8 protein-coding genes are annotated in these 15,173 nt (G+C 63.3%); 4 read left to right on the top strand and 4 right to left on the bottom strand.

The genetic code is table 11. The annotated features are described in order from the left end of the window. The first annotated feature begins 91 nt into the window (after window positions 1-91). The gene (locus E8E95_RS22885) at window positions 92-2,869 is read left to right on the top strand and encodes a diguanylate cyclase (protein WP_280354123.1); all 2,778 of its coding nucleotides are present in this window, start codon (window positions 92-94) and stop codon (window positions 2,867-2,869) included. Window positions 2,870-2,904: 35 nt separating this feature from the next. Here the strand turns inward: E8E95_RS22885 and dacB are convergent, their stop codons facing one another. Beyond that, complete coding sequence (gene dacB, locus E8E95_RS22890) at window positions 2,905-4,362, bottom strand: D-alanyl-D-alanine carboxypeptidase/D-alanyl-D-alanine-endopeptidase (protein WP_280354125.1); 1,458 nt, start codon at window positions 4,360-4,362, stop codon at window positions 2,905-2,907. A gap of 224 nt (window positions 4,363-4,586) precedes the next feature. Here dacB and E8E95_RS22895 point away from each other — a divergent pair, with 224 nt between their 5' ends. Continuing rightward, a complete protein-coding gene (locus E8E95_RS22895; RefSeq protein ID WP_280354126.1) occupies window positions 4,587-4,928 on the top strand; it encodes a 50S ribosome-binding protein YggL in 342 nt (113 codons plus the stop codon). Between the two features lie 175 nt (window positions 4,929-5,103). On the opposite strand, the gene E8E95_RS22900 is transcribed toward E8E95_RS22895, so the two are convergent. Further along, window positions 5,104-8,058 carry an HD domain-containing phosphohydrolase gene (locus E8E95_RS22900; protein ID WP_280354128.1) on the bottom strand — a complete coding sequence of 985 codons (2,955 nt, stop codon included), beginning with the start codon at window positions 8,056-8,058 and terminating at the stop codon, window positions 5,104-5,106. Window positions 8,059-8,409: 351 nt separating this feature from the next. On the opposite strand from E8E95_RS22900, the gene E8E95_RS22905 reads away from it, so the two are divergent. Then, entirely contained in the window at window positions 8,410-9,087 is a 678-nt protein-coding gene (locus E8E95_RS22905; protein WP_280354130.1) for a response regulator transcription factor, read from the top strand. A gap of 7 nt (window positions 9,088-9,094) precedes the next feature. Continuing rightward, the gene (locus E8E95_RS22910; RefSeq protein ID WP_280354132.1) at window positions 9,095-12,715 is read left to right on the top strand and encodes a transporter substrate-binding domain-containing protein; all 3,621 of its coding nucleotides are present in this window, start codon (window positions 9,095-9,097) and stop codon (window positions 12,713-12,715) included. 9 nt (window positions 12,716-12,724) lie between these two features. On the opposite strand, the gene E8E95_RS22915 is transcribed toward E8E95_RS22910, so the two are convergent. Beyond that, window positions 12,725-13,792 (bottom strand): FUSC family protein, encoded by a 1,068-nt coding sequence (locus E8E95_RS22915; protein ID WP_280354134.1) that lies wholly within the window; start codon window positions 13,790-13,792, stop codon window positions 12,725-12,727. A 24-nt stretch (window positions 13,793-13,816) separates the two neighbouring features. After that, entirely contained in the window at window positions 13,817-15,148 is a 1,332-nt protein-coding gene (locus tag E8E95_RS22920; RefSeq protein ID WP_280354135.1) for a deoxyguanosinetriphosphate triphosphohydrolase, read from the bottom strand. Window positions 15,149-15,173 lie beyond the last annotated feature (25 nt).

Raw genomic sequence — 15,173 nt, forward strand, 5'->3', positions numbered from 1 at the left:
GCCTGCGTTCGCGCCTAGGCAAAGTGCCACTACCTAGCTATGTTCATCCTCACAGGGACGGTATTTCCACACCCAGATTCGAGAAGTAAGCATGCAGTCGCTTGCGACGGAAAAACTGAACCTGTCGGCTTTGCTGTCCGGCCGCCCCCTGGTGTGGCTGGTTTGCCTGTTGGCCATCTTCGGCGGTGCGGCGCTCACCCTCCTGCTCAGCAAGGCAGTGCGCAGCGCCGAAGAGGCGCAATTGCGTGAGCGCTTCAGCCTCGCCGCCACCGAACGCATCAGTCGCATCCAGGAGCGCCTGGACGGGCAACTCAAGGAGTTGGATGCCGTCCAGCGGTTCTTCGGCAATTCCCATGAAGTCACCCTCAGCGAATTCCAGGGTTTCGTCGGCCCACTGCTGGGCGACACGCTCGTGTACTCCTGGGTCCCGCGCGTTACGGGGAGCGAGCGCGAGCGCTTCGAATCCCGGGGGCGCGAGGAAGGCATGGCCGGTTTTGCCATACGTGACCTGAAGGGGGACGGCCTGGTACCCAGCCCCCCACGCAACGAATACTTCCCCGTCTACTACAGCGTGACGTCGCGCATCGACCAGGTGCCGCTGGGGATGGACCTGAACTCCAGTCCCCAGCGGCGAGCCGCCATTGCCAAGGCGCGGAAGACTCACGGCGTGACCGTCACCGAGCGGGTAAGGGTGATGGGTGCCGTGGAGCGTGAAGCCAGCGGCGTGGTCATGTTGGCGCCGGTGTATGACGACAACCTGCCGAAGGATTCAGGGCTGCGCGGTTTCGTGGTGTCGGTGCTCAGCCTCAATCTGGAAATGGAAGCTGCCATCGCACCGGACAACCTGGCGAACCTGTCGATGCGGGTGAGTGACGTCAGCGAGGATGGCCATGAACAACTGATCTACCAGAGCGCCGAGGTACCGGAGAGCGACCTGCGCCTTCGCCGCGTGGTGCCGTTCGGCGACCGCCAGTACCTGTTGGAAGTGGTGCCGAGCGCGGCCTTCCTGGAGGGGCCGCCACTGTCCACCGCCAAGCTGGTCGCAATCAGCGGCCTGGCTTTCACTTTTCTGCTGGCGGGCTACCTGCTGCTGATGGTCAACCAACGGCAAAACGCTCTGGCGCTGGTGGCGCAACGCACGATGGAACTGCGCGAACGGGAGATCGAGCTGCAGTTGAGCGAAGAGCGCTGGAGCTTTGCCCTCGATGGCGCCGGGCACGGCGTCTGGGACTGGGAGCCGCAGAGTGGGCGAGTATTCCTCTCCCGCGGTTGGAAGAGCATGCTCGGTTACACCGAGGAGGACGTGGGCGACAGCCTGGAGGCGCGAGCTCGCCTGATCCATCCGCAAGACCAGCCGCAGGCGCGCGCCGAACTGGAGCGTCACCTGCGCGGTGCCAGCACGGTTTATCAGAGCCAGCATCGGATGCTGCACAAGGATGGCCGCTGGCTCTGGGTACTGGACCGCGGCAGGGTGGTCGATCGGGACGCCACGGGCATGCCCTTGCGGATGATCGGCACACAGACCGACATCAGTTCCAGCAAGGCGGTGGAACTGCAGCTGGCCATGGCTCACGGGCAGTTGCGCAGCCTGCTGAACGCCGCGACCCAGGTCGCCATCATCAGTACCGACCTGCGTGGCGCCATCCTGCAGTTCAATGTCGGCGCCGAGCGCATGTTCGGCTATCGCGCGCTGGAAATGATCGGCCGCCACCCGGTGGCGCTGCACGTCGAGAGCGAAGTGGAAGCGCGCTGCCGCGAGTTGGGGCAACAACTCGGCAAGCTGATTCCCGACTATCAGGCCTACGTGGAAGAGGTGACTGCCGGCGATCGTTACGACGAGCACGAATGGACTTTCCAGCGCCGCGATGGCAGCCAGTTGACCTGCAGCCTGATACTCACCGGCGTGCGCGACGAACGCGATGTGCTGGTGGGTTATCTGGGCGTGGCGATCGACGTCACCGAACGCAAGCATGTCCAGCAGGCGCTGGAGGCGCGCGACCGCCTGCTGGAGAAACTCAGCGCACGGGTGCCCGGTGTGCTCTATCAGTTCCGCATGGAGCCGGACGAGCACTTCAGCTTTCCCTACACCAGCGCGGGAATCCTCGAAGTCTTCGAAGTCGAATCGGAGAAGGTGCGTGACGATGCCACGTGGCTGCTGGAGCGCATCCATCCTGACGACGTCGATCGGGTCCAGACCTCCATCCGGCGGTCTGCGGAAGCGCTGGCGCCCTGGCGCGAGGACTTCCGTGTGCTGTTGCCGCGCCAGGGTTTGCGCTGGCTGCGGGGAGAGTCGGTCCCGGAGCGTGGCGAGGATGGGGCGTTCCTCTGGCACGGTTACATCACCGATATCACCGGTCTCAAGCTGGTGGAGCAGGAGTTGCGCGCACTCTCGGTCACCGATGCCCTGACCGGTGTCTACAACCGGCGCTACTTCCAGGAGCGACTGGACCTGGAAATCGCCCGCGCCGAACGTCGCGAAGGACCGCTGGCGCTGGTGATGCTCGACGTCGACCACTTCAAGCAGATCAATGATTGCCATGGGCACGAGGCCGGTGACCGGGTACTCAAGACGCTGTGCCAGCGGGTGGGCGAGCGCCTGCGGCGCATCGACGTGCTCTGCCGGCTGGGTGGCGAGGAGTTCGTCGTGCTCTGTCCGGATACCAACGTCGACCAGGCATTCCAGGTGGCCCAGGCGCTGTGGCAAGCGCTGTCGCGCGAGCACGTGGCGGGAGTAGGGTCGGTAACGGCCAGCTTCGGCTGCGCCGGCTGGCGCGAAGGGGAGAGTGCGGATGACCTGCTACGGCGAGTCGATGCTGCGGTCTACGCGGCCAAGCAGGCGGGGCGTAATCGAATCCAGATAGCCGACTGACGCGATGGCCGCCCGCGCGGGGCGGCCATGCGGGTTCAGTTGGCGCCAGCGACGCTCTTCGGCTGGCGATAGAGGTCCACCAGCACCTGATCGAGGATCGCCGAGGCACCCCAGGGACGCGAGTCGTTGAGAATCGCCACCACTGCCCAGGTGTTGCCATTGCTGTCGCGGCTGAAACCGGCGATGGCGCGCACGGTGTTCAGCGTACCCGTCTTGATGTGGGCCTCACCTTCCAGAGCGGTGCGGCGCAGGCGCTTGCGCATGGTGCCGTCCATCGCCACCAGTGGCAGCGAAGAGATGAATTCGGCGGCGTAGGGGCTCTGCCAGGCGGCCTGGAGGATGGTGGCCATTTCACGGGCGCTGACCCGCTCCTGGCGCGACAGGCCTGAGCCGTTCTCCATCACCAGGTGCGGCGCGGTGATGCCTTTCTTCGCCAGCCAGTTGCGGATCACCCGCTGCGCGGCCTTGGCATCGTCGCCATCGGCGTCGGTGCGATAGCGCGCGCCGATGCTGAGGAACACCTGCTGGGCCATGGTGTTGTTGCTGTACTTGTTGATGTCGCGAATGACTTCAACGAGGTCCGGCGAGAAGGAGCGTGCCAGCAGTTTGGCATTCTTGGGTACGTCGCCTTGGCGGTCCTTGCCATTGATGCTGCCGCCCAGTTCCTTCCAGAACGCGCGCACGGCGCCGGCGGCATAGCCCGGGTGGTCGAGCAGGGACATGTAGGTCTGGGCGCTGCAACCTTCCGGCAGCTTGCCGCTGGCGATCAATGTGGTGCCATCGAACTGGGTCACCGGGTTGTAGCGCACGTCTGGCCAGGAGGGGCACTTGGTGGCCTTGGTCACCTGCAGCTTGTTCTCGATGCGGATATTCTCGAGCGGCGGCTCCATGGCCAGGTTGGCCTTGCCACTCTCGGCACGGGCGATCAGGCGTACTGCCTTGAGGTTCACCAGCAGCGAGTCAGGGCCGACCAGGAAGGGCTTGTTGTCGTCGCCGCCGTCATCGTTGAAGGAGGGCAGTTGCGGGTGGTTGAAGTAACTGCGATCCAGCACCAGGTCGCCGGTGACCTGGCGCACGCCATTGGCGCGCAGGTCGCGCATCATCAGCCAGAGCTTCTCCATGTTCAGCTTGGGATCGCCGCCACCCTTGAGGTAGAGGTTGCCGTTGAGCACGCCGTCCTTCAGCGTTCCGTCGGTGAAGAATTCGGTCTTCCACTGGTAGGTCGGACCGAGCAGCTCCAGGGCGGCATAGGTGGTGATCAGCTTCATGGTGGATGCCGGGTTCACCGACACATCGGCATTTACCAGCGTCTGCGCACCCGGGCCGGTGAGCGGCAGGGTCACCAGGGACAGCGAGTTGGCGGAGATCTTGTTGGCGGTCAGCGCCTTCTGCACCTTGGCAGGCAGGTTGGTATTCACCTGTGCGGCGGAAGCGGGCAGGGCACAGGGCAGGATCAGGGCGGCAAAGGCGAGGGTACGAATGGATTTCAACATCAAAGATTGCCCTCCTGGCGAGGGCGGGTAACAAAAAAGAATGACATGGCAACTGTTCCCATGAGGGTTCGGGAAATCGGCGCATTATGCCGTAAGCCTGTCCCGACTGGGCGAGTTCGCCGCTCATTTCGTCTGCCCGTGCAACCTGGCACGCGCTGCGGGCGGGCAAGTTGCGACGGAAGCTGCTAGAGTGCCGCCCGTCATTTATGCCGAGGAACTGCCATATGGCCACCAATCGCTCCCGCCGCCTGCGCAAAAAGCTTTGCGTCGATGAATTCCAGGAACTGGGTTTCGAACTCACCTTCAACTACAAGGAGGGCCTGGATCTGGAAGCGGTTTCGGCGTTCTTCGAGCGTTTCATCGACGAAGCGATCGAAGGCAATGGCCTGGGCTTCATCGGTTCCGAAGACTACGGTTTCGTTTGCCTTGGCAAGCGTGGTTCGGTTACCGCCGAGCAGCGTGACCTGGTCGAAGCCTGGCTGAAGAAGGGCCACGCAGAACTGGCCGGTTCCACCGTCAGCCCGCTGATCGACGTGTGGTACCCGGAAAACTCCGTCAACGCCTGATTGGGTTGAAGGATTGAAAAAGGGGCGCCTGGTGGCGCCCTTTTTTGTTGTCTGCAAATTACTGTAGGGGCGAATTCATTCGCCAAGCAGGCCGAAGGTCTGCCCTGGCCATGTCCGGGGCAGCTTCGCTGCCCTTGGCGAATGAATTCGCCCCCACAAGATTTATGTCACCCAATCAGGCCAAACCCGCTTTCGCCAACACCGCCGTCTCATCCACCTGGTCCAGCTGCTCCGGTTTCAGGAAGCGTCGGGCGTAATCCATGTAGACCCCGGAGCGGATGAACAGGCCGAACAGGTCAGGGTCGATGTGGGCATTGCGGCACATGCCGGTCATGATTCCCAGCGCTTCGGAAAGGGTCTTGCCCTTCTTGTAGGGGCGGTCCACGGCGGTCAGCGCCTCGAAGATATCGGCGATGGCCATCATCCGTGCGGGCAGGCTCATCTCTTCGCGGGTCAGGCGCTTCGGATAGCCGGTGCCATCCATCTTCTCGTGGTGCCCGCCGGCGATCTCCGCGACGTTCGCCAGATGAGCCGGGAAGGGCAGGTGATTGAGCATCAGGATGGTCTGCACGATGTGGTGGTTGATGATGTAACGCTCTTCCTCGGTCAATGTTCCGCGACCGACGGAAAGATTGTGCAGCTCTCCGCGATTGAATTTGTGTGCAGGCACCTGCAGCTTGAAGCCCCAGGGATTGTCCGGAGGGAGCAGCTCACTGGCGGGGCGCTCGACCACGTGGTCGGGGCGATCGGCCAGTAGATTTTCCTCCACCGGGAGCGGCTGGGGCGGAGTGCGGGCCAAGCGCTGGGCCTCTTCCCAGGACACGCCCAGACGGTTGTCCAGGGTGCGAGTCCAGGTGCGTGCGGCAATGTCCTTCAAGCGCGCCTGGTCGGCATCCGCCATGGCTTCGCCGCCCAGGTTGCAGTGGGCGATGAACGCGAAGTCATCGTCCAGTCTGGCCAGCTCCTCGTCGCGCAGCCGCGCTTGCCCGGCCTCCTCGGCACCCTCGGCGATTGCCTGCCAATAGCGCACCCAGGCATCGCGCTTGAGCACCTCGAAGCGGGTGCGAATCTCATGGATGCGGTCGTTCAGGGTTTCCAGCTTGGTGGCCTTGTCCACGACGTATTCCGGGGTCGTGACCTTTCCGCAGTCATGCAGCCAGGCGGCAATATGCAGCGCTTCCCATTCCTCGTCCGTGGGGTTGAAGCCGCGGAATGCTGTCTCGTTGCTGGCGGCGGCAGCGCGGGCCAGCATCAGGGTGATTTCCGGCACTCGCTGGCAGTGACCTCCGGTGTAGGGGCTCTTGGCGTCGATGGCGCCGGCCATCAACTGGATGAAAGCGTCCAGCAGTTGCTTCTGCTTCTCCAGCAGCCGCTGGCTTTCAATGCACAGTGCCGCGACGCCGGAGATGGCTTCGACGAAGGCAATGCGCTCGGGCTTGAGGATGGAGGGGCGCGACTCCTTGCCGGTATCGCGGTGCAGCAGGACCAGTACGCCGATGGTGACGCCCTGGCGGTTATGCAGGCCGGTGCTGACCAGATGCACGCGAGGGCTTTCCAGGGTTTGCAGCAGGTCGCGGTAGGCCCCTGCCTGGTCATAGCCGAAGGAGCATACCTGGCTGGGGCCGCCGTGGGACGGGAGGTCCAGCCAGTGGGGCAGGGCGGGGCTCTCCAGGCCGAAGCCGCGAATACCGTGGGCGTCCAGGTCCTGCTCCTGATCGTTGAGGAACAGTCCGTGGGGTTCCAGGCGACCCTTCTGGTTGTCGATCAGGTAGAGCAGTCCCCCAGAGGCTTCGCTGATGTCGATGGTTTCATCGAGGACGCGGCGCAGCAGATTGTCGAAGCGGGTTTCCGCCGAAAGGCTGGAGGCGATTTCGAGGAAGCTGGAAATGGTTTCCCTCATTCGTGCGGTGGCCACCGCCAACTGGTCGACTTCCAGGATCGGCGAACGGCCCATGGCAGGCAGGCTGAAGTTGAAACTGCGGATGGCCTCTGCCTGGGTTACCAGGGCTCGTAGGGGTTTGACCACGACGCGCGAGAGCAGGACGCCGAGCGGGATGCACAGCAACAGGATGGCCAGGGTCAGCATCGCGCCTTGCCAGCGGATGCGGTAAGCATCATCCAGGAGCTCGTCCTCAGGAGAGAGGATCGCCAACTGCAGACCCTGCGGGCCGCCCTCCTTGAGGTGCTGGCGGGCGAGGATCCAGCGGCGGTCGTCGATCTCCAGGCTGGTGCGCAGGTCATCCTGTCCCGCGAGTCCGATCAGTGCCGCGAGCGGGGGACTGAACTCCTTCACCTCACCCAACTCGGGAGCGCCGTTGAGTCGCTTCACCAGTTTGCTGGTATCGGGATAGGCCACGGCGCGGCCGTCGGGCTGGTACAGCACCACCTCGGTGGATGGGGTGACGCGATGGCTGGCCAGGGTGGCGGACAGATCTTCCAGGGTCAGGTCGGCGCCTATCACCGCATCACCGCCACTCGGGCGGGCCAATGTCGTACCGACGGCGCCACTGGAGAAGAACACGTAGGGCGCCGTGGTGATCGCACCATCCTGCTCCAGGGCGCGGTAGTACCAGGGCCTGCCGCGCGGATCGTAGCGCTCGTTGGGCTCCTCGCGGCTGGCGATCTGGTTGAGCTGGTCGTCGACGAAGAAGGTCATCGATCGCGCCGAGGACTGGTTGTCTCGCTCGATGCTCCACACCTGGTAGGCCGCAGTCGCCGGTGCCTTGAATGCCTTCTTCAGCGCCTCGCTGCGCAGGTGTCGGACCATGAAGAAGTCGCCGTCGTCATAACCGAGATACAGCGATGCCAGCTTGGGATTGTCTCTCAGTGCCTGGGTCAGGGGTTTGAGCAAGGCGTCCAGGCGAGCGGCACTGTCCAGGTTCTGGTCGGTGTCGCTCAGGGCCAGCAGATTGAGCAGGTGGTGGATCGGCTGGTAGGTGTGCTGCAGGTCGGTTTCCACCTCTGCGCTGATGCGGCCGAAAAGCTCATCGCTGCTGGACAGAATGATCTGGCTGGTTTGCCGGTAATTGAACAGGCCGAGGACGACGCCGGTGATAAGCAGCAGCAGGGTGAAGAGTGCACTGATGTGGACGTGCAGCGGAAAGCGACGCTCAGCGAACTTTTGCGGCATTGCGGAAGCTCCTTGAGCCCTGTCCCTGATGGCCTACAGCAGCATAGATGAGGCTTGTTGCGCGCGTCGTGCAATCTGCCATGAAGGACAGCTATGTCAGTGTCGGCAGGAAATGATCCGGGAAAATGCGAAAGCCTGGCTCTCCCGAGTGCACACAGGACCATGGATTTGATACTCGCCGTGCGGGAAGCGGGCCGCCCTGGCTATTGAAATCAGCCCCTGCCTGTAGGACAGGACGCAAGCTACGGTAGGTCCCGTCCTGATTCGCTCGACTGGTGCCGTCCGGGGGTCGACAGTGCAACGCGCTTCTCTATCGTGGCAGCCACTAAACCGTGCCAAGGGGGCGATGCTGTGAGCAAACTGGTCAATCTGGACGATTTCCTCGAGCCTGGAAGCGAGTCCGCCTACAAGGTCATCATCGTCGACGATCACCCGGTGATTCGCCTCGCCGTCAGACTGTTGCTGGACCGCGAAGGCTATGCAGTGGTCGCGGAAACCGACAACGGCGTCGATGCGATAGCACTTGCGCGAGAGCACCAGCCGGACATGGTGATCCTCGATATCGGCATTCCCAAGCTTGGCGGCCTGGACGTCATCGTCCGGCTCAATGCCCTGGACCTGCCCCTGCGGGTGCTGGTGCTCACCGGACAGAACCCCAACCACTACGCCACGCGCTGCATGCAGGCAGGTGCGGCAGGCTTCGTCTGCAAGGAAGGCGACCTCGCCGAAGTCACCGCTGCGGTTCGGGCGGTCCTCTCCGGTTACAGCTATTTCCCCAGCGACGTGATCAAGTCGGGCAAACGGCAGATCGGCTTGCCCGATGAAGTCGAGATGATTGGCCGCCTTTCCGATCGGGAACTCGTGGTGCTCAAGTACCTCGCCAATGGCTTGAGCAACAAGGAAATCGCCGAAGAGATGTTCATCAGCAACAAGACCGTCAGCACCTACAAGACTCGCCTGTTGCTCAAGCTCAACGCCCGGACGTTGATCGAACTGGTGGAGTTCGCCACCCGCAACTCCCTGATCTGACACCTTCATGCGCACTCTTTACCTGCTGGCAGGCCTCTTGCTCGGGAGCTCACTCCTGCCCTCGAACAGCGTTGGCGACGACAGGAATCTTTCCCTGAAGCTGTTGGGTCGGTCCGAATCCACCACCCTGGTAGTGCCCATGGAGGAAGAGGACCGGCTCTGGTTGAAAGGAAAACGCGTGCTGCGGGTCGGTACCAACGAGCCGGACTTTCCGCCCTTCGACATCACGGCGAGTGGTCAGGACTACGAAGGAGTCACTGCGGATTTCCTGCGGCTGATCGTCCAGGGCCTCGGGGTCAAGGCCGAGGTGTTGCGTTTTCCGGATCGTGAAACGGCGCGAGAGGCGCTGCGCAACGGGACAATCGACCTGCTGGGCAACAGCATGGAAGGCGACGCTGCCAGCCCCGGCCTGATCCAGAGCATCCCCTACATGCATCATCAGCCGGTGATGGTGACGCGCATAGACGACCGTCGTGCCGCGAGCGGTAATCTTCGCGGACTGCGCCTCGCCTATTCAGCGGACGGTCCGAGCCTGGAGTTACTCCGGCGGCTCTACCCCGATGCACAGCCGGTCAAGCACAGCTCAGTGCGAAGGGCCTTGCAGTCGGTCGCGTTCGATCAGAGCGATGTTTTCATCGGCGACGCCGTGGCTGCCGACTACCTGATCAAACAGGGCTACCTCATCAACCTGCGCATGACGAACTTCGCCGGCTTCGATGGCGTTGGCATCTGCTTCGCCCTTGCCAAGGGCAACGAACGACTACAGCGGATCGTCGACAGTGCGATCGCGGCCATCCCGGATACCGCACGGATGGGCGTCGCGAAGCGCTGGGGCGGCGGCGCGGGCATGTTCCTGGACAATCTCCGCCCCCAACTCACCGAACGCGAACAGCGCTGGATGGAACAGCACGGTCCCGCCCGGCTGGTGGTCGACGAGACGTTCGAGCCGCTGACCTTCTTCAACAGGCAGGGTCGTTTCCGTGGAATCGTGTCGGACCTCCTGGAGCTGATCCAGCAGAGGACTGGCCTCGAGTTCGAGGTCAGCGCCAGGTCCACCGCCAGGGACATGCTCGCGGATTTGCGGGACGGGCGCGTCGACATGGCTGCCACGCTGTTCTTCACCCCCGAACGTAGCCAGTACCTCGGCTTCACCCGACCCTACTACAGCACCAGCAGCGTGCTGGTGGTACGGGCTTCGGATAGTGCTCCGCAATCGCTTGGGGAACTCGATGGGCACGTCCTGGCGGTTCCTGCCGGGCATTCGCTGATCCCGTACATTCGCGAGAATTACCCCAAGCTGGAGCTGCGAGAGGTCGAAACCGCTATCCAGGGGCTTTCGAACGTCGCGGAGGGCAAGGCCGACGCAGCGGTGCATGCGATGGCGTCATCCACCTTCCTGATCAATCGCTACTATCCCGGGCGCCTCCGCATCGCCGACACGATCGGCCGCGATCCGGGTCGCTTCGCCTTCTCCGTATCCCGCAGCGCGCCCGAACTGCAAAGCATCCTCGAGAAAGCGTTGTTGTCCGTTTCGCCCGACGAGCTGGGTAGCATCATCAACCGCTGGTACACCAAGGCCGAAGAGCCGAGCAACTGGATCGAGTATCGGTCGCGGCTTTACCAGATTGGCTTCGCTTTTCTGCTGGTGGCGATAGTGTTCGCGTCCTGGGCGCTGTACCTGCGTCGGCAGGTGCGGCGGCGTGAACGGGAGGAGCGCCGCCTGAACGACCAGTTGGCATTCAAGCGTTCACTGATCGATGGGATTCCCTTTCCCCTGTCCGTACGCGGGCTCGACGGTCGCACCATCACATGCAACCGCAGCTTCATCGAGGCCCTTGGTGTACCGCGCGCTGCGCTGATCGGTCTGCGGTTGACCGAAGTGCCCGGTCTCAAGACGAACACCGTGGCAGAGCTGGAAGAGTTGGAGGGATTGAGCCGGCTCGCGCTGGATGAGGGCGAGGCGCTGTTCAGCGACCATCAGTTGCATCTGCGCGGCACCACCCTGGAGGTTTCCTACTGGGCCATTCCCTATCGCGATGCCCAGAAAAGGATTCGCGGCCTGATTTGTGGCTGGGTGGATATCACCGAGCGTAATCGACTGATGGATGAACTCCGTCAGGCCAAAGAGCAGGCTGAATCCGCGAGCGTCGCGAAGAGCCGCTTCCTCGCCACCATGAGCCACGAAATTCGCACGCCGCTGAACGCCATCATCGGCATGCTCGAGCTTGCCCTGAAGCGTGAGCATCTGGATCGCGAAGCCATTCTCGTCGCGCGGGAGTCAGCGGATTCGCTGCTGGCGCTGATTGGCGACATTCTCGACATCGCCAAGATCGAGTCCGGGCGCATGACTCTGGAGCCACGGCGCGAGTCACCGCGCGCGCTGATCGAATCTGTGGTCCGTGTGTTCGAGGGGCTGGCTCGGCAGAAAGGCTTGCGCTTGGTGTTAGAGCTGGACCTCCAGTCCCGGGACGATGTGATGGTGGACGGCTCCTGCTTCAAGCAGATCCTGTCGAACCTCATCAGCAACGCCATCAAGTTCACCGATGAGGGCACGGTTCGCGTTCGTCTGCAGGCTTCCTGCAAAGGACATGAACAACTGCAGCTGACCGTGGTAGTCGAGGACAGCGGAATCGGCATTTCCCAGGAGGGCCAGCAGCGCCTGTTCCAGCCATTTACCCAACTGGCTGGCGGCGTGGGGGCGGGGCAAGGCGGTACGGGCCTGGGCCTGAGCATTTGCCGCCGGCTGGTGAAACTCATGGGGGGAAGCATCGAGCTGTATAGCCGGCCGGGTGAAGGTACACGTGTTTCCGTAAGCCTCGGTCTGCCAGCGCTGGCACCATTGCCGCCGGTTGCGGAGCTGCATGAGGCTCGGGAACTGCCGCCGGGGGCTTTTCGTGTGCTGGTGGTGGACGATCACCCGGTCAACCGAATGATGCTGGTCCAGCAACTGGAGCTGCTGGGGCAGTTGGCCGAGCAGGCGGAGAATGGTGAAAAGGCGCTGGCTATCTGGAGTGCCTCGGATTTCGACCTCGTGATCACCGACTGCAACATGCCGGTAATGGATGGCTATGAGTTGACGCGGTGCATTCGCGAACTGGAGTGCGCGCGAGGCATGCATCCAGCGCTGGTCATCGGCCTCACTGCCAATGCCCAACCGGAGGAACTGGCGCGCTGCCGCGAAGCCGGCATGGACGATTGCCTGTTCAAACCCATCGGCCTGGAAGGCCTGCAGCGCTATCTCCAGCGTCTGCTGCCCGACGGCGCTGAACCTTGCAGCGATGATCAGCCTATCCGCCTGGACCTGAGCTTGCTGGATCGCACTGCGGGGGGCTCGCCGGAAGTGATCCGCATGCTGCTGCAGGAGCTGTACCGCGCCAACGAGTCCGATGCCGAGGAGATGGAAGTCCTTCTGGAGGCTGAGCGCTGGGATGATCTGGAGCGCCTGGTGCACAGGATCAAGGGCGCTGTGGAGTTGATCGGCGCCGAGCCACTATTGGACCGTTGCATGGCCTTTGGTCGAGCTCATGACAACGGTGCCGAGAGCCTCGAGCTGATGCGACGGGCGCGTGCAGTCTGGAAAAGCCTGGGCAGCGTGCAGGCCGAATTGGCGCATCACCTGCAAGACTGATGACCGGGATTACTCGACCTGACGTGCCATTTCCATTGTGGGCGTCGGGCCGGTGCCCCAGCGCAGTCGCGCACGGTAAGCGAGGAAGGCTACAAGCATCGCCAGCCCGGCGCCCAGCAGCGAGTTGTACAGGCGCAGCTCCGGAAGATGCCAGTCACGGGACAAGCTCTCGGCCAGCAGCACGAAGCATACGGTGGTCTGCACCACGAACAGCCCGTAATGCTGGGCAATGAAGGCCCGGCTGAGAACGATCAGTGGCAGTAGGCAGGCCACCAGCAGGGCAGGGCTCTGCAACCAGCTCCCCATCCCGATCAGGATCAAGGCGCCTACGAGGCTTCCCACACACCGTTGGATGCCACGTTGCAGGCTGCTGTTGAGGTCCATCTGGATCGTGGTCAGTACCGTCAACGTCAGCCAGTAGCCACGCGGCATACCCGTCAGGTTGACCGCAAGCCCGGCGAGCGCCCCAGCAAGGCTGCAGGCCAGGGCGTGTATGAGCCAGAGGCGATGGGAAACGCGTTGCGCAAGACGACGCATCACTTTCGCCAGGTTGCCTGGGCCGGGAAGTGCGGGCCAGAACCGCAGCCCGTGATAGGCCCGCAGGGCGAAGGCCAGCAGCATCACCCACAGCCCGCCGATTGCGAACAGCGCCCCCACTGCCATGCCATTGTGCAGGTTGCCGAGCCCCGCCTGACCCTGGCCGAGACAGAGGCACACCGCGAGACCCGCACCGAGCTTGCCCAGTTCATTGCCGAATCGTTGCAGAGCGGCGAGCAGGAGCCCCATCAGGGCGAAGCTGAACAGGCTCAGCAAAGGATGACTCGCCACCCAGAAGCCCGTCCCCGCAGCGAGCGCTCCCAAGCCGGTGAGCAGCGTCATGCGCAGCATGCCCAGGCGGTGCAGGGGATTGGCCAGTGATGCCTGGAAGGCGCCGGTGGCGGCCCAGAGAAAGCCGGTGTGGCTGGTGAACAGGCCAAGCACCAGCGGCAACCCACAGCCCAGGCCGGCAACCAGGGCAGGTCCCCAGGCGGGTGCGCCCGCGTGCCAGTGCAGGCTTTGTCTGAGCAACGTACGCATCAAGCGTCTCCTGAGGGCGCTGGATCAGGTCGGGCTGGATCGGCCGGTCATTTCGCGGGCCATTTCGGTTGCGTAGCTGTCGGTCATCCCGGCAATGAAATCGATCATCCGAATGAAGGACTGATACAGCGGCCAGGCAGGATCAGGCGCATTGTTGCCGAGCAGGTCGAGGATGCGCTGATTCTTGAACGACGGCGTGCGCCCGCCATGTTGCTCCAATGCGGCGCCGCAGAATGCGTTCAGGAGGATTTCCAGGGTGGTATAGGCGCCGATTTCGTGAAGCGTCTTGCGCTTGTCCTGGAAGATTTTCTCGCGAGCGATGGCCTTGGCGCGGAGCACGCATCGCTTGGCCGCGCCGTGCATGTGTTCCACGAGGTCGCCTTGCAAAGTACCGGCGAGCAGGGCGTCCTGCTGCTCGACGAAGGCGCGGGCGGCGGCATTGGTCAGGTGCTCGATGGCCTTGCCGCGCAGGATGGCAAGTTTGCGTCGGCGGGAATCCTTCGGGCCCAGCTGGCGATAGGTCTCCGGCAGATCGTCGCCCACCAGCCCCAGCAGCAGGGACTCGACTTCCGCGTAGTCCAGCAGGTCCATCTCCAGGCCGTCTTCCAGATCGATCAGGCCATAGCAGATGTCGTCCGCAGCCTCCATCAGGTAGACCAGTGGATGGCGCGCCCAGCGATGTTGACCGAGACGCGGCAACTCCAGTTTGGCCGCGATCTGTTCCAGCAATGGCAGCTCGCTCTGGTAACAGCCGAACTTGTGCTTCTTGTAGCCCAGTGCCTCGGCATGGCGCGAGGTCCAGGGGTACTTCAGGTAGGTGCCAAGCGTGGCGTAGGTCAGGCGCATGCCGCCGTCGAACTGGTGATACTCCAGTTGGGTCAGCACTCGCAGGCCCTGGGCGTTGCCTTCGAAACTGAGGAAGTCCGCTCGCTCGGCCTCACTCATGGCGTCCAGCCAGCCCCGCGCTGCAGCCTGCTCGAACCAGTGGCGAATGGCGTCTTCCCCGGAATGACCAAAAGGAGGGTTGCCGATGTCATGGGCCAGGCAGGCCGACTGGACGATGACCCCGAGGTCCGATGGATCGCACCAATCCGGCAGTGCGTCACGCAGGGTTTCGCCAACGCGCATGCCCAGGGATCGTCCCACGCAGCTCACTTCCAGCGAGTGGGTCAGGCGTGTATGGATGTGGTCGTTGCTGGAGACTGGATGCACCTGGGTCTTGCGTCCAAGGCGGCGAAAGGCGCCGGAAAAGACGATGCGATCATGATCTTTGTGGAAAGGGCTGCGGCCTAGCTCATCGGTGCTGTGCACCGGTTTGCCAAGGCGTTCGCGGGTGAGCAGGGTCTGCCAGTCCAAGGCCTGTCCTCGCCGTTCAGTGGCC

The sequence above is a fragment of the Pseudomonas sp. BN414 genome (genome assembly GCF_029871275.1).
In the GTDB taxonomy this organism is placed as follows: Bacteria; Pseudomonadota; Gammaproteobacteria; order Pseudomonadales; family Pseudomonadaceae; genus Metapseudomonas; species Metapseudomonas resinovorans_C.